Annotated in this window: 17 protein-coding genes, 1 tRNA gene and 1 pseudogene; 6 read left to right on the top strand and 13 right to left on the bottom strand. The window is 62.3% G+C overall.

The features are described 5' to 3' along the window. Positions 1 to 67: 67 nt before the first annotated feature. From C2U37_RS04625 to C2U37_RS04650, 6 genes are all read right to left on the bottom strand, one after another. Positions 68 to 1276 (bottom strand): phosphopentomutase, encoded by a 1209-nt coding sequence (locus tag C2U37_RS04625; RefSeq protein WP_104451903.1) that lies wholly within the window; start codon positions 1274 to 1276, stop codon positions 68 to 70. Between the two features lie 14 nt (positions 1277 to 1290). After that, entirely contained in the window at positions 1291 to 2622 is a 1332-nt protein-coding gene (gene deoA, locus C2U37_RS04630) for a thymidine phosphorylase (RefSeq protein WP_104451904.1), read from the bottom strand. 109 nt (positions 2623 to 2731) lie between these two features. Further along, positions 2732 to 3505, bottom strand: coding sequence for a deoxyribose-phosphate aldolase (deoC, locus tag C2U37_RS04635; RefSeq protein ID WP_104451905.1), 774 nt, complete (start codon positions 3503 to 3505; stop codon positions 2732 to 2734). A 387-nt stretch (positions 3506 to 3892) separates the two neighbouring features. Continuing rightward, the gene (locus C2U37_RS04640) at positions 3893 to 4063 is read right to left on the bottom strand and encodes a XapX domain-containing protein (RefSeq protein ID WP_010673027.1); all 171 of its coding nucleotides are present in this window, start codon (positions 4061 to 4063) and stop codon (positions 3893 to 3895) included. 123 nt (positions 4064 to 4186) lie between these two features. After that, on the bottom strand, positions 4187 to 5461 hold the full coding sequence (locus C2U37_RS04645) for a NupC/NupG family nucleoside CNT transporter (protein WP_039039944.1): 1275 nt from the start codon (positions 5459 to 5461) through the stop codon (positions 4187 to 4189). Positions 5462 to 5674: 213 nt separating this feature from the next. Beyond that, positions 5675 to 6463: a TatD family hydrolase gene (locus C2U37_RS04650; RefSeq protein ID WP_104451906.1), complete on the bottom strand. Its 789-nt coding sequence runs from the start codon at positions 6461 to 6463 to the stop codon at positions 5675 to 5677. Positions 6464 to 6503: 40 nt separating this feature from the next. Here C2U37_RS04650 and tppF point away from each other — a divergent pair. After that, positions 6504 to 7108: pseudogene (gene tppF, locus C2U37_RS04655) on the top strand (type IVa pilus pseudopilin TppF). On the opposite strand, the gene C2U37_RS24830 reads toward tppF, so the two are convergent. From C2U37_RS24830 to amt, 4 genes are all read right to left on the bottom strand, one after another. Next, on the bottom strand, positions 7077 to 7247 hold the full coding sequence (locus tag C2U37_RS24830; protein ID WP_164882685.1) for a DUF5363 family protein: 171 nt from the start codon (positions 7245 to 7247) through the stop codon (positions 7077 to 7079). The pseudogene tppF and the gene C2U37_RS24830 overlap by 32 nt on opposite strands. Positions 7248 to 7328: 81 nt before the next feature. Next, positions 7329 to 7838 carry a GNAT family N-acetyltransferase gene (locus C2U37_RS04660; protein ID WP_199770533.1) on the bottom strand — a complete coding sequence of 170 codons (510 nt, stop codon included), beginning with the start codon at positions 7836 to 7838 and terminating at the stop codon, positions 7329 to 7331. 110 nt (positions 7839 to 7948) lie between these two features. Continuing rightward, positions 7949 to 9301: a 23S rRNA (uracil(1939)-C(5))-methyltransferase RlmD gene (rlmD, locus tag C2U37_RS04665; protein WP_104451908.1), complete on the bottom strand. Its 1353-nt coding sequence runs from the start codon at positions 9299 to 9301 to the stop codon at positions 7949 to 7951. Between the two features lie 230 nt (positions 9302 to 9531). Further along, entirely contained in the window at positions 9532 to 10959 is a 1428-nt protein-coding gene (amt, locus tag C2U37_RS04670) for an ammonium transporter (RefSeq protein ID WP_104451909.1), read from the bottom strand. A gap of 533 nt (positions 10960 to 11492) precedes the next feature. On the opposite strand from amt, the gene C2U37_RS04675 reads away from it, so the two are divergent. After that, complete coding sequence (locus C2U37_RS04675) at positions 11493 to 11861, top strand: VOC family protein (RefSeq protein WP_104451910.1); 369 nt, start codon at positions 11493 to 11495, stop codon at positions 11859 to 11861. 153 nt (positions 11862 to 12014) lie between these two features. Here the strand turns inward: C2U37_RS04675 and C2U37_RS04680 are convergent. Then, positions 12015 to 12099: transfer RNA gene (locus tag C2U37_RS04680), tRNA-Leu, on the bottom strand. A gap of 143 nt (positions 12100 to 12242) precedes the next feature. Between C2U37_RS04680 and C2U37_RS04685 the strand changes: the two genes are divergently transcribed. Next, positions 12243 to 12755, top strand: a complete 513-nt coding sequence (locus C2U37_RS04685; RefSeq protein ID WP_010672963.1) for an RDD family protein — start codon at positions 12243 to 12245, stop codon at positions 12753 to 12755. A gap of 144 nt (positions 12756 to 12899) precedes the next feature. Here C2U37_RS04685 and lptG read toward each other — a convergent pair whose 3' ends face one another. Continuing rightward, positions 12900 to 13970: an LPS export ABC transporter permease LptG gene (gene lptG, locus C2U37_RS04690; protein ID WP_010672962.1), complete on the bottom strand. Its 1071-nt coding sequence runs from the start codon at positions 13968 to 13970 to the stop codon at positions 12900 to 12902. Between the two features lie 25 nt (positions 13971 to 13995). Continuing rightward, positions 13996 to 15108: an LPS export ABC transporter permease LptF gene (gene lptF, locus C2U37_RS04695; protein WP_029313726.1), complete on the bottom strand. Its 1113-nt coding sequence runs from the start codon at positions 15106 to 15108 to the stop codon at positions 13996 to 13998. 172 nt (positions 15109 to 15280) lie between these two features. Between lptF and pepA the strand changes: the two genes are divergently transcribed. The 3 genes from pepA (at position 15281) to C2U37_RS04710 (ending at position 20335) form a co-directional block, all read left to right on the top strand. Next, the gene (gene pepA, locus C2U37_RS04700; RefSeq protein WP_010672960.1) at positions 15281 to 16792 is read left to right on the top strand and encodes a leucyl aminopeptidase; all 1512 of its coding nucleotides are present in this window, start codon (positions 15281 to 15283) and stop codon (positions 16790 to 16792) included. A 169-nt stretch (positions 16793 to 16961) separates the two neighbouring features. Further along, positions 16962 to 17417: a DNA polymerase III subunit chi gene (locus C2U37_RS04705; RefSeq protein WP_010672959.1), complete on the top strand. Its 456-nt coding sequence runs from the start codon at positions 16962 to 16964 to the stop codon at positions 17415 to 17417. A gap of 65 nt (positions 17418 to 17482) precedes the next feature. Further along, positions 17483 to 20335 carry a valine--tRNA ligase gene (locus C2U37_RS04710; RefSeq protein WP_158656227.1) on the top strand — a complete coding sequence of 951 codons (2853 nt, stop codon included), beginning with the start codon at positions 17483 to 17485 and terminating at the stop codon, positions 20333 to 20335. The last annotated feature ends 56 nt before the right edge of the window (positions 20336 to 20391 follow it).

Raw genomic sequence — 20391 nt, forward strand, 5'->3', positions numbered from 1 at the left:
GGCGGTACATTACAGGAAACCAGGGCCCTGTGGCACCCCGGGCAGGCGAACCGGCCCGGGGTCACCATCACAGGAAGCTGGTACCGTATTGCAGCTTGGGCAGGCCGTGGTAGGCCGCGATGCTCTGGCCGATGTCGGCGAAGGTCTCGCGACGACCGACGGAGCCCGCCTTGACCGGCTTGCCGTAGAACAGTACCGGAATGTATTCGCGGGTGTGGTCGGTACCGCTCCAGGTCGGGTCACAGCCGTGGTCGGCGGTCAGCACCACCACGTCGCCATCCTGCAGCAGGTCGAACAGCTCCGGCAGGCGGGAGTCGAAGTACTCCAGCGCATCGGCGTAGCCCTTGACGTCACGGCGGTGACCGTAGGAGGAGTCGAAGTCGACGAAGTTGGTGAAGACGATGGTCTGGTCACCGGCCGCTTTCACCTCTTCCAGAGTCCTGTCCCACAGCTCGGTCAGACCGGTCCCCTTCACCTGCTTGGTGATGCCCTGCTGGGCATAGATGTCGGCGATCTTGCCGATGGAGACCACCTGGCCACCCGCTTCCTTCATGTAGTCCAGCACGGTCGGCGCCGGCGGCAGCACGGAGTAGTCGTGGCGGTTGCCGGTGCGCTTGAAGTTGCCCTTGCCGCTGCCCACGAACGGACGCGCGATGACGCGGCCGATGTTGTAGGGCTCCAGCAGCTCGCGCACGATGTGGCACAGCTCATAGAGCTTCTCGAGGCCATAGGTCTCTTCGTGGCAGGCGATCTGGAACACGGAGTCGGCAGAGGTGTAGAGGATCGGCTTGCCGGTGCGCATGTGCTCTTCGCCCAGATCGTCCAGCACCTGGGTGCCGGAGGCGTGGCAGTTGCCCAGATACCCGGGCAGACCGGCCTTCTCGACGATGGCATCCAGCAGCTCCTGCGGGAAGCTGTTGTGATAGTCGTGGAAATAACCCCACTCGAACAAGACGGGCACGCCGGCAATCTCCCAGTGACCGGACGGGGTGTCCTTGCCGGAGGAGAGCTCCTGGGCAAAGCCGTAGGCACCGATCACCTCGACATCCTTGTTCAGTCCGGCCGGGAAGGTGCCGCTGGCGAGTTCGCCCGCGTGGCCCAGACCCAGCTTGCTGAGGTTTGGCAGGTTGAGAGCGCCACGGCCCTCGATCTCACCGGCGGCGCACGCCTTGGCGATATGGCCAAGGGTATTGGCACCCACGTCGCCGAACTTGTCGGCATCGGCGGCAGCACCAATACCGAAAGAGTCCATCATCAGAATAAAGGTACGTTTCATGGGACTTCCCCTTGTTACAAATCAGCCAGACCGATGCGACGGTAAACCTCGGGCAGCGCCTCCGGTTGGGTGTCGCCGATCTTCACGGCAGCCTGCACCATGCGGGCTGCCTCGGCAAATTGAGCTTCTGTCTGAGCGTGGATCAGGGCAAGCGGCTTGTCAGCATCGACGCTCTGACCCAGGCGGATAAAGTCGGTCAGACCGACCGCATAATCGAGTTTGTCGGCGGCGGCGCGGCGACCGCCCCCCATGGCCACCACGGCCAGACCCAGTTCACGGGTATCCATCGCGGTGACGAATCCGCTGTGGGCCGCGTAGACGGGGCGCACGATGGCGGCTTTGGGCAGGTAGGCGTCGTAGCGCTCCATGAAGTCGGCGGGACCACCGAGGCCGGTCACCATGCACCCGAAGATCTCGGCTGCCTTGCCGTTGTCCAGCACCGCTTGCAACCTGGTGCGGGCATCGCCGTCATCGCTGGCAAGACCGGCGGAGATCAGCATCTCGGCGCACAGGGCCATGGTCACTTCGTGGATGCGCTGGTTGCGATACTCACCGGTCAGGTAGCGCACCGCTTCGCGCACTTCCACGGCGTTGCCGGCGCTGGAGGCCAGCACCTGGTTCATGTCGGTCAGGAGTGCAGAGGTGCGGCAGCTGGCACCGTTGGCCACGGCGACGATGCTCCTGGCAAGCTCTTCAGAGGCTTCAAAGGTCGGCATAAAGGCGCCGGAGCCCACCTTCACGTCCATCACCAGCGCTTCCAGCCCGGAGGCAAGCTTCTTGGAGAGGATGGAGCCGGTGATCATGGCAATGGATTCAACGGTGGCGGTGATGTCCCGTACCGCATAGATACGCTTGTCGGCCGGGGCGAGATCGCCGGTCTGGCCGATGATGGCGACCCCCGCCTCTTTCACCACTTTCAGGAAGCGGTCGTTGTCGACCGAGGTCTGGTAGCCGGGGATGGCATCCAGCTTGTCCAGGGTACCGCCGGTATGGCCGAGACCACGGCCGGAGATCATGGGCACGAAACCGCCACAGGCGGCGACCATGGGGCCCAGCATCAGGGAGACGACGTCACCCACGCCGCCGGTGGAGTGCTTGTCGACGATGGGGCCGCCCAGATTGAGGTGATCCCAGGTCAATACCATGCCGGAGTCGCGCATGGCGCAGGTCAGGGCAACCCGCTCATCCATGGTCATGTCTTTGAAGTAGACCGCCATCGCCAGCGCCGCAATCTGGCCCTCACCGATGGTGTTGTTGGTAATGCCCTGAACGAAGAATTGAATCTCTTGGGTACTGAGCGCTTCACCGTTGCGCTTCTTGCGAATAATTTCTTGAGGCAAAAACATCTTTCATTCCCTCCGCCATTGCTGGCGTTACACAAGCCTGAATCCTTGCCCACACACCGCATGGTGGGGGCGAAACAGGGCGGACCAGGTCCGCCCTCTCATCGACCTATTAGTAACCGCTGGTGTTGGCCGGCTTGTCGCCATGCCCCAGTGTGGCCAGCAGGCTGGCCAGCAGGCTGGAGGCACCAAAGCGGAAGGTGCGGGCGGATACCCAGTCTTTGCCCAGGATCTCTTCGGCCATGGCCAGGTACTGACCCGCCACGGCGGCGTCTTTCACGCCACCGGCCGGCTTGAAGCCCACTTTCGGGTTCTTGGCCTTGATCACTTCCATCATGATGCGCGCCGCTTCCGGGGTCGCATTGACCGGCACCTTGCCGGTGGAGGTCTTGATGAAGTCGGCACCGGCATCGATACAGATTTCGGAAGCGCGGCGGATCAGCGCCTCTTCTTTCAGTTCACCGGTTTCGATGATCACTTTCAGCAGGGCTTGGCTACCACAGGCTTCCTTACAAGCTTTGACCAGATCGAAGCCGACCTGTTCATTGCCGGCCATGAAGGCGCGGTACGGGAACACCACGTCCACTTCGTCGGCACCGTAGGCCACGGCAGCGCGGGTTTCGGCTACGGCGATCTCGATGTCATCGTTGCCGTGCGGGAAGTTGGTCACGGTCGCGATGCGCACGTCGGCGGCGCCGATTTCACGCAGGGTCTTGCGAGCGATGGGGATGAAACGGGGATAGATGCAGACGGCGGCGGTCAGACCAGCCGGTGACTTGGCCTTGCGGCACAGGTCGATCACCTTCTGATCGGTGTCGTCATCGTTCAGAGTGGTCAGGTCCATCAGGTTCAGGGCGCGTTGGGCGGCCACTTTCAGATCAGTCATGCTATGTCTCCAAAGTCTTGTTAAGCCCCATCACCCGCGAGCGGCTTCACCGAACACCAAGGGTCGGCAGAGACGTTCCCGGAGCAACGGGATATGGAATTGCAGCGCAAATGCACAGGCAATACGGCTGCAAATAAGGCAAGAGCCCTGTCACTTTCTTACAAAAGTGCGGACTTGGTTCCATGAAGACTTGAGAAAGGCCGACTACGCAGACCCGACTTCCCAATCAATTCCATTTGACCGCCAACACCCGGATTCACCGGGCATTAGTCAATGCCAGCACCCTGCTGGCATCGCCTATTTCAGCCGAGATACCCCGTGTTTGCAAGCCGGATTTGCCAATTTCAGAGGTACCTCACACCCGGCAAATCCAGCGCTGGAAGGCGCTTAAGAGAAGAAGCGGGTCAGGATCCAGGAGTAGGCAATGCCCCCCAGATAGACCCCCACGATCCCCATGACGCCGGAGAGGACGGGCGGCGCCGGTATCGGCAACTTGAGGAAAGAAAACAACACCCCAACGATAAAGCCAGCCGCCATAGCCAGTAGCACTTCATTCATAGAACCTCCGATTTGACTCACTTTATTATTAGTCTTGACAGGAAAACGGTTGTCACCACCCCAAACGAGAACGCCACAGCAAATCGCTGTGGCGTTCGTCTTTATCCTGTCAGTCAGGCGATGTTACATGCCGGACAGCGCCAGGAAGAAGCCTGCGATGGTCGCAGACATCAGGTTGGACAGGGAACCTGCCAGCACGGCCTTCAGACCGAACTTGGCGATGGTGCCGCGACGGTTCGGTGCCATGGAGCCCAGACCACCCAGCAGGATGGCGACGGAGGACAGGTTGGCGAAGCCGCACAGGGCGAAGGAGATGATCGCCTTGGTGTGCTCGGACATGGCCACACCGTTGATCAGTACTTCATCCTTCAGGTAGGGGGCGAAGTTCAGGTAAGCCACGAACTCGTTGACCACCAGCTTCTGACCGATGAAGGAACCGGCCACGACCGCTTCGCTCCAGGGCACACCGATCAGGAAGGCCAGCGGGGAGAACAGCCAGCCCAGCAGCAGCTCCAGGGAGAGTTGCGGGTAACCGAACCAGCCGCCCACACCGGAGAAGATGCCGTTGATCATGGCGATGAGGCCGATGAAGGCCAGCAGCATGGCACCCACGTTCAGGGCCAGTTGCAGACCGGCGGAGGCACCGGCGGCAGCGGCGTCGATCACGTTGGCCGGCTTGTCGTCCAGCTCACCTTCTGCGGTGTTCTCGTCGTAGCTCGGGGTCTCGGTTTCCGGTACCAGCAGCTTGGCGAACAGCAGACCACCCGGGGCAGCCATGAAGGAGGCGGCGATCAGGTATTCCATCTTGACGCCCATGGAGGCGTAACCGGCCAGTACGGAGCCGGCAACGGAAGCCAGACCACCACACATGACGGCGAACAGCTCGGAGTCGGTCATCTTGGAGATGAAGGGACGTACCACCAGCGGGGCTTCGGTCTGACCGACGAAGATGTTGGCAGTGGCGGAGAGGGATTCGGTACGAGAGGTGCCCAGCACCTTCTGCAGACCGCCGCCCAGCAGCTTGATCACCCACTGCATGATGCCGAGGTAGTAGAGTACCGCGATCAGGGAAGAGAAGAAGATGATGACGGGCAGGACGCGGAAGGCGAAGACGAAGCCACCGCCACCGAACACTTCGAACATCTTGTTGCCAACCAGACCACCGAACAGGAATTCGATGCCGTTCTGGCCATAACCGATGACGCTGGAGACGGCGTCGGACACGCCTACCAGGATGTCACGACCGACCGGCACGTAGAGCACGAAGGCCCCCAGACCGGCCTGGATGGCAAAGGCGCCACCTACGGTACGAATTTTGATTGCCTTGCGGTTGCTGGAGAACAGCACCGCAATCAGGACGAGCGTCGCCATCCCTACCAGACCCATTATCAGATTCATTATTAACACTTCCTCTTTAGTAGCACCTGCCAGCTTGTTAACGATTTGTGTATTGAAGCCGCTAATCAAGGGTGCGCATTATACTAATTACGGTGCGACAAAATAGAATACTGGTCACATTTTATAAGCCACAAATGGCCTGAACATCGTTTAATTAGACCGCAAACGATTTTTATGGGCCCTGTTTTTTATCACTCGGTCATCATTTGATAATCAAATGTTAATTTCATGATTTCCTGGGGGGAACAGCCGCCGGGTGGAGTCATGTAACACCGAAATAACATCCTCCAGCGGTTGCTGCCGCAATTGTGCCAACAAGCGGGCTATGGTCGGCAGGCTGGCCGGCGTGTTCACCTCCCCCTGCTGGCCTTGCAGCGGCATGTCGGGAGCGTCGGTTTCCAGCAGCAAGGCCTCCAGCGGCATCTGGCGTATCGCCTCCCGGGTCTTGTTGGCCCGCTCATAGCTGATGACCCCCCCGATCCCCAGCCTGAAACCCAGTTGCCAGAACACCTCCGCCTGATGCAGGGAGCCGCTGAAGGCATGAATGACCCCCCCTTGTGGCGGAGTGCAGCGCCGCAGGATCTTGGCGACCGTGTCGTTGGCACGCACCGAGTGGACGATGAGGGGCAGCTCATGCGCCATGGCCAGCCGCACCTGCGCCTCGAACATCTCGACCTGCCCCTCCTGCGGCACATGGGAGCGCAGATCCAGCCCGCACTCCCCCACGGCCACCAGCCCACGGGGCCGACTCGCCAGCAGGGTCTCCAGCCGGGTCAGTGCATCCCGGGGCTGCTTGCCCACATACCAGGGATGGATCCCCAGGCCATAGCGGATGTCGTCGTGGCGCCCTGCCAGCGCCACCACCCGCCCCCAGTTTTCCTCTCCCACGGCGGGGATGATATACTCGCCCACCCCCAGCTGGCGCCACCGGGTCAGCAGCGCCTCCCTATCGGCGTCAAAGACCGGAAAATCGAGGTGGCAGTGGGTGTCTATCAATTCCATGTCGCGCTTACCTGTCTGTCGTACTCAATGGGTTCATTCCATGCCAACACACGTTTCCCGAGGCTTTACCCTGATAGAACTGGTGCTGGTCATCATCGTGCTGGGGATCCTGGCCGTGACCGCCCTGCCCCGCTTCATCAACATCCAGGACGACGGGCTCAAGAGCAGCGTCTCGGCCACGGCGGGCAGCTTTGCCAGTGCCGCCCGGCTCGCCCACGCCGGCTGGGCGGTCAAGGTTAAGGGGGAGCCTCTGGCACTCTACAACTTTAGCGGCATGGGCAGGCAGGATCTCGACATCAACAGCCATGGCTGGCCGGTTGGCACCAGGGAGGTCAGGGGCCCGATACCGTCTTCCCCGGTGGCGACAGCGATCAGATCTCCGTCAGCAGCCGGGACGACTGCGAGAGCCTGTTTGGCGCCCTGCTCGATACCGATCTGACGGTGGCCGATGAGTTGCACCAGGATTCAGACAGTGACTACATCTCCCGGCTCATCCCGGCAGACGCTCAGGCTGACGGCGCCCTTCGTCACGACAACTGCCGCTATACCCTGCGCAGCTCCGTTGGCCGCTTCCCGGCATACCCCGACGGGCTCTCGTTCGACTACAACAGCGTCACTGGCGCCGTGACCCGCCAGTTCCAGTGAGGTCGTCGCCCTTCTCCGGGCGCTTCTCCTCTTCATCATGGCGTACCGGCGCGCAGCAGCGCCGGTTCTCCGGTGTGAGTCCCCACTCCTGGCACCAGGCATCGTAGCGAGCCAGCCAACGCAGCAATATCCCCTTCATGGGCGCCTCCTTGTCTTGATGGTTTCCCCACAAGCCTGCCCCAATCCAACTCCCCAGACCAGCATCTCGGGGCCAGCGGCGTCATGGCCTGTCCAGCGGCAGCAGCAGCCCCATGGAAATCTCGTCCACATAGCCCTCGTCCAGCCGATAGGCCTGCCGTCTCACCCCTTCCTCCACGAACCCGCACTTGCGATACAAGGCGTGGGCCACCTCGTTGTGGGCCATCACTCCCAGCTCCAGCCGGTGGATACCGAGATCCCTCGCGGCCGCGATCAGGGTACGCAGCAACCGTTCACCCCATCCCTGCCCGCGCGCCCCCGAACGCAGCCCCATCACCACCAGGGCGCAGTGGCGGTTGCGTGCCAGGCCGCCACCAAGGAGCGCGGCAAACCCTTGCACCTCCCCCGCCAGCTCCAGCAGCCACATGGCCTGGTTGGGGGACGCGGCCATGGCCTCGAGCCGCCTGCGCTGCCCCGCGATGTCCGAGGGGCGCTCTCCCGCTTCATACAGCATGAAGCGGGTCTCCCTGTCCAGTTGCCCGAAGAAGCTGTCCAGCGCCGCCGCATCCTCCACCCCTGCCATACGAATCATCACGCCGACCTCCCTGCCTGGTGGTTCTGCCGACCACGACCATAAAAAACGACTCCCTCAGGAGTCGTTTTTATCAGAGCCATCTGGCTAACGCCACGCCCTCGGCCCGATCAGGCTTTCGCTGGCAGGCTCAGGCGAGCAACCGCTTCCACGTGCATGGAGTGCGGGAACATGTCCACCGGCTGCACCTCGTCCAGCACGAAGCCCTGTTTGACCAGCCAGGCGAGATCCCGGGCCAGGGTCTGGGGGTTGCAGGAGACATAGACCAGACGGCGCGGCGCCATGGCCACCAGGGTCTGCAATACCGCCTTGTCACAGCCCTTGCGGGGCGGATCCATCACCACCACGTCGGCACTCACCCCGTCGGCATGCAGGGCAGGCATCAGCTGCTCCGCCTTGCCCACGTGGAACTCGGTCTGCTCGATGCCGTTGAGGGCCGCATTGCGGCGGGCGTCGCTGATGGCGCTCTCCACCGACTCGATCCCCACCACCTTGGCGGCCTTGCCTGCCAGGAACAGGGAGATGGTGCCGATGCCGCAATAGATGTCGAACACCGTCTCGCTGCCGGTCAGCTCGCAATACTCCAGCGCCTTGGAGTAGAGCACGTCGGTCTGGCTCGGGTTGTTCTGGAAGAAGGAGAGGGGCGAGATCTCGAATTCGAGCTCGTGGATCTTGTCGCGGATCACCCCGCTGCCCAGCAGCACCCGGTTCTTGTCACCCAGGATGCGGTTGGTACGCGCCTCGTTGATGTTCTGCACCAGAGTAGTGACCGGCAGATCCGCCAGGGCCGCCAGCAGCTCGGCTTCGAACGGCAGCGCTTCGCCCAGGGTCACCAGCACCACCATCAGCTCGCCGCTCTTGAAGCCCTTGCGGGTCATCAGGTTGCGCACGCAGCCGGTGTGGGCCACCTCGTCATAGGCCGCGATGTCGTGCTCGCGCATCCAGTTGCGTACCCGGGCATTGAGCTCCACGTGCAGCGAATCCTGCACCGCGCAATCATCGGCGGTGATGAGGTCATGGGAGTGCTTGCGGTAGAAGCCGATCTCGGCGCCCGCCTCGCTGCCACGCACCGCGTACTGGGCCTTGTTGCGATAGGCAAACGGCGTCTCCATGCCGAGGATGGGGTTGACCACGGCCTCACCCAGCCCGACCTGCTCCAGTGCGCTCTGCACCAGGCTCTGCTTGAGGGCAAGCTGGGCCGGATAGGCCAGCGGGCGCACCTGGCAGCCACCGCACTCGGTGTTGGGGCAAAAATCGGCCACCCGATCGACGGAGGGCTGGGTCAGCTCGACCAGCTTGCCGTGCAGGTAGTTCGGTTTGACCTCGGTCAACTCGACCAGAGCCTGCTCACCGGGCAGCAGACCCTCGACAAACAGGGGGCGATCGAACAGGCGACCCTTGCCATCCCCCTTGTCGGTCAGTTCCAGAATATCGATCTGATGTTGGTGTCCCACTAACGGCATGAGCGGCTCCGAAGGCATGAAAGAGAGGGTGACGACGGGGCAGACCCGGCGACCCCGAATAAAGGGTGGCAGAGTTTAGCGGAGATCCGCCCAAAATGCAGGCATAAAAGACCCTGCAAACACAAATAGCGACCCCGGCCACCAGCGGCCCGGTCCGGGCAGCCTGGCCAGCCCGCCCCAATAAAAAACCGCCGGACGGGGCCGGCGGTATGACATTCATGGCAGCAGGATCAATGGCTGTAGGCTTTCTCGCCGTGGCTGGTCACGTCCAGCCCTTCGCGCTCGGCATCTTCCTTCACCCGCAGACCGATCAGCAGGTCCACCAGCTTGTAGGCCACGGCCGAGACCAGGGCGGTCCAGACCACGGTCACCCCCACGCCGATGACCTGTACCTTGACCTGGGCCAGGATGGAGTATCCCTCGGCCACCTGGTTGGTCACATAGTCCCACACCCCGGTGCCGCCCAGATCCGGGCTGGCGAACACCCCGGTCAGCACGGCCCCCAGGATCCCGCACACCCCGTGCAGGCCGAACACGTCCAGGCTGTCATCGGCCCCCAGCAGACGCTTGAGACCGTGCACGCCCCACAAACCGGCAACGCCGCTGAGCAGGCCGATGATGAGGGCGCCCCCCACACCGACGAAACCGGCGGCAGGGGTGATGGCGACCAGGCCCGCCACCGCACCGGAGACAGCGCCAAGCAGGGAGGGACGGCCCTTCATCGCCCACTCGGCGAAGGTCCAGGAGAGGGCGGCAGCGGCAGGTGCGATCCAGGTGTTGGCGAAGGCCAGGGCCGCCGTGCCGTTGGCTTCGAGGGAGGAGCCAGCGTTGAAGCCGAACCAGCCGAACCACAGCAGGGCGGCACCGATCATGGTCATGGTCAGGCTGTGGGGGGTCATGGGGTCACGGCCATAGCCAACCCGTTTGCCCACCATGAAGGCCCCTACCAGACCGGCCACCGCGGCGTTGATGTGCACCACGGTGCCACCGGCGAAGTCCAGAGCGCCGTGCTGGAACAGATAGCCTGCGGTGGCACCGGCCGCTTCGGCGGCGGCCGCATCCGTGTAGGCATCCGGACCCGCCCAGTACCACACCATGTGCGCCATCGGGATATAGGCGAAGGTGAACCAGATCACCGCGAACAGCAGCACCGCCGAGAACTTCATCCGCTCGGCAAAGCCGCCGACGATGAGCCCGCAGGTGATGGCGGCAAAGGCGCCCTGGAACACCACGTAGATGAACTCGCTGATCCCGACCCCCTTGCTGAAGGTGGCGGCGATGGAATCCGGCGTCACCCCCATCAGCAGCACCTTGTCGAAGGAACCGTAGAAGGCGCCGCCCTCGGTGAAGGCCAGGGAGTAGCCGTAGACCACCCAGAGGACGGTGATGAGGCAGAACAAGGTGAACACCTGCATCAGCACGCTCAGCATGTTCTTGGCGCGCACCAGGCCGCCGTAGAAGAGGGCGAGGCCCGGCACGGACATCAGGATCACCAGGGCCGCCGCCACCATCAGCCAGGTATTGTCCCCCTTGTTGATGGTCACGGTCGCGGCCGCCTGTACCACATCGGCCTGCGCGGCCACATCTTCGGCCCAGCCCGGGGCGGCCATGGTGGCGGCCAGCGCCAGCAGGCCAGTCATTACGAGTCTCTTGAACATACAGCCCTCTCCTTGTCGTCCCGGCATCCGGGTCCATTTCCTGATATGCATTTCCAACCTGGCCACCTGCCCACCGCACCTGTGTGGCTCACGGAGACATCATGGCGACATGAGATGGGGAAAGCATAAAGCAGGCCAAGAAAAATAATCCTTTTATTTCATGCCGTTATGTTTTTATCACATTCAACGCGCACCATCTTGGCGCACGATGCCCGGTTACAGGGGGAAAATCGCACTTTGGCTGTGCATTGCCGGGAAAATGCACCAGGATGACCCAACCACCTCACAATGACGGGGCGAACCCCTGGTGATGTCACCCTGGCAGGCTTATCTATCCCGCTAAGGTATTTATGAAATAAATGAAATGGGCCATACCATGGTGAAATTAAATGAGGCTGACGGCCAATATCCCCCCACCCGAGGGGCACAAGCACTTTAAGAGTGCAAACGCGCGCCATTCGTCTGGCTTGCCCCGAAATGCCCGGTCATACTGGCAAGCCATCTTCCCCTGTTCCCAGCGCCGCGAGGAGCCCATGCCCAATCTCAACGTGACCGAAATCAAGGCCTTCGTGCCTGCCCGGGATTTCACGCTGTCAAAGCAGTTCTATCAGGATCTCGGCTTTACCCTGGCCTCCGATGGCGACGGCGTGGCCTATTTTCATCTCGGCAACGCAAGCTTCCTGCTGCAGGATGGCAACCCCCCGGGGCTGGCCGAGCAGCTCATGATGCACCTCCTGGTGGAGGACGTGGCCGCTTGGCGGGCCCAAGTGGAGGCGAGCCAGATCGCCGCCCGCTACAGTGTCCGGGTCACAGAGCTCGTCACCCAGCCGTGGCGCATGAAGGAATTCTGTCTGTACGATCCCGCCGGCGTGCTGTGGCGCATCGCGCAGAATATCGACTGAGGGGATGGCAGTCCGAGAGGTTGATGGCCTGACAGCCTGTGGGTCTGAAGGGCTGAGGGGCTGAGGGGCTGAGGGGCTGAGGGTACACCTCTTCGCACCGCCCGGAAAAACAAAAGGCCATCCGCGAGGATGGCCTTTTGTCATGGAATCTGATGGTGCCCGGGGTCGGACTCGAACCGACACGTATTGCTACGGCGGATTTTGAATCCGCTGCGTCTACCGATTTCGCCACCCGGGCAGCTGCGAGGGATTATACGAATGGCGCTTGGCCATGCAAGGTGTTTTTCTTGCGCCCACCGTTGTTTGCTCATTTATTCAACGCCTTGCCGATGCCAGGCCAGTTACATAAAATGCCCGCATCATATTAATGGAATAATCATCATGGCCAAGCGCAAGACCCCCTCCCCTCTTCAGCCTGCTCCCCGGCATCCGTCCGCCGGTCTGCTGCGCCGTCTCGGCGCCCTGCTCTATGACTATCTGGTGGTGATTGCCCTGCTGATCATCGCCGGCTTCATCGGCATGGGGGTGGCCCACCTGCTGCTGGCCACCGGCATGGCGCACGTTCCCGAGGGCAAGGATGCCGCCTGGCTGCTCACCAGCCCCCTCTACAGCGCCTGGCTGGCCTTCGTCATCTGCGGTTTCTACACCTGGTTCTGGGTCCGCGCCGGCCAGACCATCGGCATGCGGGCCTGGCGCCTGCGCATCCAGAACCTGGACGGCAGCAACATTCGCGTCACCCAGGCCCTGATCCGGCTCGCCACCTCGGCCTTTGGCCTGGGCAACCTGCTGTGTGTGTTCAATCGCGCCCGCCCCCGCGCCTTCCAGGACATCTGGGCCGAGTGCGAGGTGGTGGTGCTTGGCAAGACGGAAAACCTGGAGCAGCTCAATCGCTGATCCCAAGACGGCAACGAAAAAGGGCACCCCGAGGTGCCCTTTTTGCTGACCAGAACTGACGGCTTGCAGCCCAGAACCTTGACGGAAACGGTGCATCGAGAGCAATGGCCGCCTTTTGTCAGCAGCCCGCCGCCCTTCAGGCCGCTACTGCTTGCGGCTCAGGATATAGAAGGAGATGCCGCCAAACAGCAGGCTGGGTGCGATGGCCGCGAGGATGGGCGGGACCGCATAGACCAGGCTGACCGGGCCGAACACCCTGTCGCTCACATAGACCGCGAAGCCGGTCATGATCCCCATCAGCATCCGCGCCCCCATGCTCACCGAACGCAGCGGGCCGAAGATGAAGGAGGAGGCGAGCAGTATCATGGCCACCACGGAGAGCGGTGAGAGCAGCTTACGCCACATCTCCAGCTTGTAGCGTCCGGCATCCTGCTTGTTGGCATCCAGATAACCGATGTAGTCCCGCAGCCCCGAGATGGGCAGGTTCTCGGGATCGATGCTGACCACCCCGAGCTGCTTGGGAGTCAGCTCGGATTGCCAGGCCATCTGGGCATGCTCTTCGTCCTGGATCCGGGTGGGATCGTCAAACCGGGTGATGTGCACCTGTTTCAGCAGCCAGTGGTGATCCTCGAACACCCCCTCCTTCGCCTGCACCACGTCGATCAGGTTGCGGGACGGAGTGAAGCGGTAGAGGGTGATACCGGTCAGGGCGCCATCGTTGCGCACCCCGTTGATGTTGACGAAGTTGTTGCCATCCCGTGCCCAGACCCCGTAGGCCGAGACCGTGAGCCGCCCTTCCGACATGGCCCCCGCCTTGATGTCATCCGCCATCCGCTTGGCGGCCGGTGCGACGTACTCTCCCATCAGCCCCACCAGCAGCATCAGGGGAATGGCGGTCTTGAGCGCCGCCATGACGATGCTGATCTTGGAGCGTCCCGCCGCCTGCATCACCACCAGCTCGGAGCTGGTCGCGAGCTGGCCCAGACCGATGAGGCCACCGAGCAGGGCCGCCAGGGGGAAGAAGAGCACCGCCTCCTTGGGCATGGAGAGCAGCACGTAGTAGAGGGCGTTGAGCATGTCGTAGTTGCCTTCCCCGACCGCCTTCAACTGCTCCACGTACTTGATGAGCGCGGCCAGCCCGACCAGGGTCAGCTCGCACAGCAGGATCGACATGAAGATGACCCTGCCTATGTATCTATCGAGAATGCCGAACATCAGCAGAGACTCCCAGGTTGCAGCATCATGCTGACTTTCTCTTGAACAATTGCCCTTTGACCCCGTTCCACCAGCTGGTGCCCTGCAGGTTGAGAGGCAACCCTATCAGCAGCAGATAGACCAGGGGCACCAGGAACATCCCGGGCCAGTGGGGCAGACGCCCGCTGTCGATGGCCGACCGGGCGGCACTGAGCAGCAGGAAATAGGAAAGATAGAGCAGGATGGCCGGCAGCAGCTTGGCGTAACGCCCCTGACGGGGATTGACCCGCGCCATCGGCACCACCAGGAAGGTGAGCACCAGAATGGAGAGGGGCAGCGACAGGCGCCACTGCAATTCGGCCATCAGCTGGTTGTCCTGGGTGCCGAGCAATGCCAGGGTCGGCTTGGCCGCCGCCTTGCGGTTGGATCGCTCCATCTCCTGCTGGCGGATCACCAGGCTGTATTCACGGAACTCCGAGACCTGGAACTGCTTGCCGGTGAAATGCCCCTCGTAGCGCGAACCATCCTTCAGGGTCAGCCACTGCAAGCCGTTGCTGTCGGCGGTCACCTGCCCCTCGTTGGCCACCACCACTGACGGGGGTGAGCCACCCTCGGCCCGTTGCAGCACGAAGATTTTCTGCAACTCCGACCCCTTGTCGTTCAGATCCTGGATGTAGGCCACCAGGCGCCCCTTGTCGAGCTCCATGAAGCGGCCGGCCTGCAGGAAAGAGATACCGGGATCGGCCTTGAACTCGTCGATCACCTGGTACTCCCGCTCCTTGGCCTGGGGGGCGACCCAGCCGGTGTTGAACGCCGCGACGGCGGCGGTCAGCAAGGCCAGCACCAGGGCGCTGCCCATGATGAAACGGTGACTGAAACCCACCGCGTGCATCACCGTCATTTCGCTTTCCGCGTACAAACGGCCGTGAGCAAACAGAATGGCTAAAAACAGACTGATAGGCAGCATCAACAACGCCATATTCGGCAGGTTGAGCAGCAGGAGGGTGGATACCAGGCGCGTCGGCACCTCACCATCGGCGGCATCGCCAATGATCTGGATAAATTGCTGGCTGACGAAGATAAGCAGCAGCACGAACAGCACCGCCAGCTGGGTTTTCAGGGTCTCCCTGAACAAATATCGGAAAACGATCACAGTCATTCCCAAGTAAACTTGTGTTTTTAGTCGAATGCCTGAAAAATAGGGCCCTATATTGGATTTTTACCAGTTTGAACTGCGGAGCCTGTGACTGTTCGCTCCGCCTCTGATACCCCAACAAGCACCGCATTATTCAATAAATGGTGCCTTTTGTCTTTAGGATGTAGGAGATTCCATGGAGTTCAGTGTAAAGAGTGGCAGTCCTGAGAAGCAACGCAGTGCCTGCGTCGTGGTCGGCGTTTTTGAGCCCCGCCGCCTCTCTCCGGTTGCCGAACAGCTGGACAAGATCAGCGACGGCTACCTCAGCTCGCTGCTGCGCCGTGGCGACCTGGAAGGGAAACCGGGCCAGATGCTGCTGCTGCATCAAGTACCGGGTGTGCTCAGCGAGCGCGTACTGCTGGTCGGGTGCGGCAAGGAGCGCGAACTCGACGAGCGCCAGTACAAGCAGATCATCAACAAGACCATCACCACCCTGAACGAAACCGGCTCCATGGAAGCGGTCTGCTTCCTGACCGAGCTGCACGTCAAGGGTCGGGATACCTACTGGAAGGTGCGTCAGGCGGTGGAAACCACCAAGGCGGGCCTCTACAGCTTCGATCAGTTCAAGACCAACAAGGCCGAACCGCGCCGTCCGCTGCGCAAGCTGGTCTTCAACGTGCCGACGCGTCGGGAACTGACCATAGGCGAGCGCGCCATCAATCACGGCCTGGCCGTGGCGAAAGGGGTGCGCATCTGCCGCGACGTGGCGAACATGCCGCCCAACGTCTGCAATCCCGCCTACCTCGCCTCCCAGGCCCGCCGTCTGGCGGATGCCTATGACAACATCACCACCAGGGTGGTGGGGGAGCAGGAGATGGCCGAGCTCGGCATGAACTCCTACCTGGCGGTGGCCCGTGGCTCCGAGAACGAAGCCATGATGGCCATCATCGAGTACAAGGGCAACGCCGACGCCAAGCCCATCGTGCTGGTGGGCAAGGGGCTGACCTTCGACTCCGGCGGCATCTCCATCAAGCCGGCAGACGGCATGGACGAGATGAAGTACGACATGGGTGGCGCAGCCTCCGTGCTCGGCACCATGCACGCCCTGGCCCAGTTGCAGCTGCCCATCAACGTCATCGGCGTGCTGGCGGGCTGCGAGAACATGCCGGGGGGCAACGCCTACCGCCCCGGTGACATCCTCACTACCATGTCCGGCCAGACCGTCGAGGTGCTCAACACCGACGCCGAAGGCCGCCTGGTGTTGTGCGATGCCCTCACCTATGTGGACCGCTACGATCCCGAGACCGTGATCGACGTAGCGACCCTGACCGGTGCCTGCATCATCGCCCTTGGCCACCATACCTCTGGCCTCTTGGCGAACCACAACCCCCTGGCCCACGAGCTGCTCAACGCCTCCGAACAGGCCGGCGATCGCGCCTGGCGACTGCCCCTGTTCGACGAGTATCAGGAGCAGCTGGAAAGCCCGTTCGCGGACATGGCCAACATCGGTGGCCGTCCGGCCGGTACCATCACTGCCGCCGCCTTCCTGTCGCGCTTCACCAAGAAGTACAACTGGGCCCACCTGGATATCGCAGGGACCGCCTGGAAGAGCGGCAAGGAGAAGGGTTCCACCGGCCGTCCTGTGCCCCTGCTGACCCAGTTCCTGCTCAACCGGGCCGGCGTGGCGGACGTCGAAGACAAGGAGTGATCCCCTTCCCCATCGACTCGAAAAGCGATGCGAGAAGGCGTTACCCTGTATCACAAGGAAGAGGCCTGCCTCTTCCTTGTTTCATTGAGAGAATCCGGGAAGTCCGTGCCAGACGCGGCTCCCGAAGACGGCCAATCGCTGTCCGTCACAGCCAAACGGGACCGACCTGATGAGCCAAGTGACCTTTTACCTGATGAGCCAGCCCGATGATGCGGATGCCTCCGCCGTCGAGCGCCTCGCCTGCCAGCTTGCGGCCGATGGCTGGAGCGCAGGCCACCTCTATCTGCTGTGCGAGGACGAGGCCCAGGCCCTGCGTCTGGACGAGCTGTTGTGGCAGTTGCCGCCCGATCGCTTCGTGCCGCACCAGTTGCAGGGGGAGAGCGGTCAGGCTCCAGTGGAGATAGGCCATCAGCCGCCACGGCGGCGCTATGCCTGCCTCATCAACCTGGCCCGGCAGACACCTTTGTTTGCAGGACACTTCGCTCAAGTGGTAGATTTTGTCCCCACTGACGAAACGCAAAAGCAGCAAGCCCGCGAGCGCTACAAGCACTATCGCCAGGCGGGCCATACCCTCGAGATGAGGGATCAGCCCGTCCTTGCCGCACCGGATCCGGCTCAGCCCTGACTGTGCCACCCTCGATCCACGACGAATCAACAACAGACTCCATCCATCCAGAATACGGCGAGACCATGGAAAAGACTTTTAATCACAACGCCATCGAACAGGCGCTCTACCAGCACTGGGAAGCCCAGGGCTACTTCAAGCCCCACGGCGACACCAGCAAAGACTCCTTCTGCATCATGATCCCGCCGCCGAACGTCACCGGCAGCCTGCACATGGGTCACGCCTTCCAGCAGACCCTGATGGACACCCTGATCCGCTACAACCGCATGCAGGGCAAGAACACCCTGTGGCAGGCGGGTACCGACCACGCCGGTATCGCCACCCAGATGGTGGTTGAGCGCAAGATCGCCGCAGAAGAGGGCAAGACTCGCCACGATTACGGCCGGGAAGCCTTCATCGACAAGATCTGGCAGTGGAAGGAAGAGTCCGGTGGCACCATCACCCGTCAGATGCGCCGTCTGGGTGACTCCGTGGATTGGGAGCGCGAGCGCTTCACCATGGATGAGGGTCTCTCCGCCGCCGTCCAGGAAGTGTTCGTGCGCCTGTACGAAGACGGCCTGATGTACCGCGGCAAGCGTCTGGTGAACTGGGATCCCAAGCTCAACACCGCCATCTCCGACCTGGAAGTGGAAAACCGCGAGATCAAGGGCCACATGTGGCACCTTCGCTACCCGCTGGCCAACGGCGCCAAGACCGCCGAAGGCCAGGATCACCTGATCGTCGCCACCACCCGTCCGGAAACCATGCTGGGCGATACCGCCGTGGCCGTGAACCCGGAAGACCCGCGCTACAAGGCGCTGATCGGCCAGCACATCCTGCTGCCGCTGGTGAACCGTCTGATACCCATCGTTGCCGACGAACACGCCGACATGGAGAAGGGCACCGGCTGCGTGAAAATCACCCCGGCCCACGACTTCAACGACAACGAAGTGGGCAAGCGCCACAACCTGCCGATGATCAACATCTTCACCCTGGACGCCCACGTGCGTGCCGAGGCCGAAGTGGTCGATACCAATGGCAACCCCAGCACCGCCTATGACGCCGCCCTGCCGACCGAGTTCGCCGGGATGGAGCGCTTCGCCGCCCGCAAGGCCATCGTCGCCAAGCTGGACGAGCTGGGCCTCCTGGCCGAGATCAAGGATCACGTGCTGCAACAGCCTTACGGCGATCGCGGCGGCGTGCCCATCGAGCCCATGCTGACCGACCAGTGGTACGTGCGCGTGGCCCCCATGGCCAAGACCGCCATCGAGGCGGTGGAAGATGGCCGCATCCAGTTCGTGCCGAAGCAGTACGAAAACATGTACTTCTCCTGGATGCGCGACATTCAGGACTGGTGCGTCTCCCGTCAGCTGTGGTGGGGTCACCGCATCCCGGCCTGGTATGACGATGCCGGCAACGTCTACGTGGGCCGCAACGAAGAGGAAGTGCGCGCCAAGCACAGCATCCCGTCCGTGACCGTGCTGCGTCAGGACGAAGACGTGCTCGACACCTGGTTCAGCTCCGCCCTGTGGACCTTCTCCACCCTGGGCTGGCCGAACAACACCGAGGCGCTCAAGACCTTCCACCCGACCGACGTGCTGATGAGCGGCTTCGACATCATCTTCTTCTGGATTGCCCGGATGATCATGATGACCATGCACTTCATCAAGGACGAGAACGGCCAGCCGCAAGTCCCGTTCAAGACCGTCTATATCACCGGCCTCATCCGTGACGAAGAAGGCCAGAAGATGTCCAAGTCCAAGGGCAACGTGCTGGACCCCCTCGACATGATCGATGGCATCTCCCTGGAAGACCTGCTGGAGAAGCGCACCGGCAACATGATGCAGCCGCAGATGGCCGAGAAGATCGCCAAGCGCACCGCCAAGCAGTTCCCGGAAGGGATCAATGCCCACGGCACCGACGCCCTGCGCTTCACCCTGGCGGCGCTCGCCTCCACCGGTCGTGACATCAACTGGGACATGAAGCGCCTGGATGGCTACAACAACTTCTGCAACAAGCTGTGGAACGCCTCCCGCTATGTGCTGATGAACACCGAAGATCAGGATTGCGGCTTTGCCGGTGGCGAGATGCAGTTCAGCCTGGCGGATCGCTGGATCCAGTCCCAGCTGCAAGTGGCCATCCGTGACTTCCGCACCGCCCTCGATACCTACCGCTTCGACATCGCTGCAGGCGTGTTGTACGAATTTATCTGGAACCAGTTCTGTGACTGGTATCTGGAGCTGACCAAGCCGGTACTGACCAAGGGCTCCGAGGCCGAGCAGCGCGCTGCCCGCCACACCCTCGTCAGTGTCCTCGAGACCCTGCTGCGCCTGGCACACCCGATCATCCCGTTCATCACCGAAACCATCTGGAAATCGGTCGCCCCGCTGGCCGGCGTACACGCCGACACCATCATGATTCAGGCTTTCCCGGAATTCGACGCCGCCAAGGTGGACGACGCCGCGATGGCGGATCAGGAGTGGGTGAAGGAGTTCATCGTCAGCATCCGCAACATCCGCGCCGAGATGAACGTGGCCCCGAGCGTGCCCCTCAACGTGCTGCTCCAGTGCGATGCCAAGGATGCCCAGCGCGCCGCTGACAACGAGGCCTTCCTCAAGTCGCTGGCCCGTCTGGAATCCATCCGCGTACTGGCGGCCGGTGAAACCGCCCCGCTGTCGGTCAAGAAATTGATCGGTGCCACCGAGCTGATGATCCCCATGGCCGGTCTCATCGACAAGGAAGCCGAGCTGGCCCGTCTGGCCAAAGAGGTGGCCCGTCTGGTGGGCGAGTGCGGCCGCATCGAAGGCAAGCTCGGCAACGAAGCCTTCGTCGCCAAGGCGCCGGAAGCGGTCATCATCAAGGAGCGCGAGAAGCTGGAAGATTACCGTCTCCAGCTGACCAAGCTGGAAGCCCAGCAGGCCGAGATCGCCGCGCTCTAAGCCACAGCGCAACATGACAAGCCCCCGTTTATCGGGGGCTTTTTCATGTCAGGGGT

This window comes from Aeromonas sp. ASNIH1, from assembly GCF_002934285.1.
GTDB classification, from domain to species: Bacteria; Pseudomonadota; Gammaproteobacteria; order Enterobacterales; family Aeromonadaceae; genus Aeromonas; species Aeromonas caviae.

Bases quoted from the DNA above. Each gene is read 5' to 3' on its own strand.
- C2U37_RS04625 (WP_104451903.1), bottom strand. From the start codon at position 1,276: ATGAAACGTACCTTTATTCTGATGATGGACTCTTTCGGTATTGGTGCT.
- deoA (WP_104451904.1), bottom strand. From the start codon at position 2,622: ATGTTTTTGCCTCAAGAAATTATTCGCAAGAAGCGCAACGGTGAAGCG.
- deoC (WP_104451905.1), bottom strand. From the start codon at position 3,505: ATGACTGATCTGAAAGTGGCCGCCCAACGCGCCCTGAACCTGATGGAC.
- C2U37_RS04640 (WP_010673027.1), bottom strand. From the start codon at position 4,063: ATGAATGAAGTGCTACTGGCTATGGCGGCTGGCTTTATCGTTGGGGTG.
- C2U37_RS04645 (WP_039039944.1), bottom strand. From the start codon at position 5,461: ATGAATCTGATAATGGGTCTGGTAGGGATGGCGACGCTCGTCCTGATT.
- C2U37_RS04650 (WP_104451906.1), bottom strand. From the start codon at position 6,463: ATGGAATTGATAGACACCCACTGCCACCTCGATTTTCCGGTCTTTGAC.
- C2U37_RS24830 (WP_164882685.1), bottom strand. From the start codon at position 7,247: ATGAAGGGGATATTGCTGCGTTGGCTGGCTCGCTACGATGCCTGGTGC.
- C2U37_RS04660 (WP_199770533.1), bottom strand. From the start codon at position 7,838: ATGATTCGTATGGCAGGGGTGGAGGATGCGGCGGCGCTGGACAGCTTC.
- rlmD (WP_104451908.1), bottom strand. From the start codon at position 9,301: ATGCCGTTAGTGGGACACCAACATCAGATCGATATTCTGGAACTGACC.
- amt (WP_104451909.1), bottom strand. From the start codon at position 10,959: ATGTTCAAGAGACTCGTAATGACTGGCCTGCTGGCGCTGGCCGCCACC.
- C2U37_RS04675 (WP_104451910.1), top strand. From the start codon at position 11,493: ATGCCCAATCTCAACGTGACCGAAATCAAGGCCTTCGTGCCTGCCCGG.
- C2U37_RS04685 (WP_010672963.1), top strand. From the start codon at position 12,243: ATGGCCAAGCGCAAGACCCCCTCCCCTCTTCAGCCTGCTCCCCGGCAT.
- lptG (WP_010672962.1), bottom strand. From the start codon at position 13,970: ATGTTCGGCATTCTCGATAGATACATAGGCAGGGTCATCTTCATGTCG.
- lptF (WP_029313726.1), bottom strand. From the start codon at position 15,108: ATGACTGTGATCGTTTTCCGATATTTGTTCAGGGAGACCCTGAAAACC.
- pepA (WP_010672960.1), top strand. From the start codon at position 15,281: ATGGAGTTCAGTGTAAAGAGTGGCAGTCCTGAGAAGCAACGCAGTGCC.
- C2U37_RS04705 (WP_010672959.1), top strand. From the start codon at position 16,962: ATGAGCCAAGTGACCTTTTACCTGATGAGCCAGCCCGATGATGCGGAT.
- C2U37_RS04710 (WP_158656227.1), top strand. From the start codon at position 17,483: ATGGAAAAGACTTTTAATCACAACGCCATCGAACAGGCGCTCTACCAG.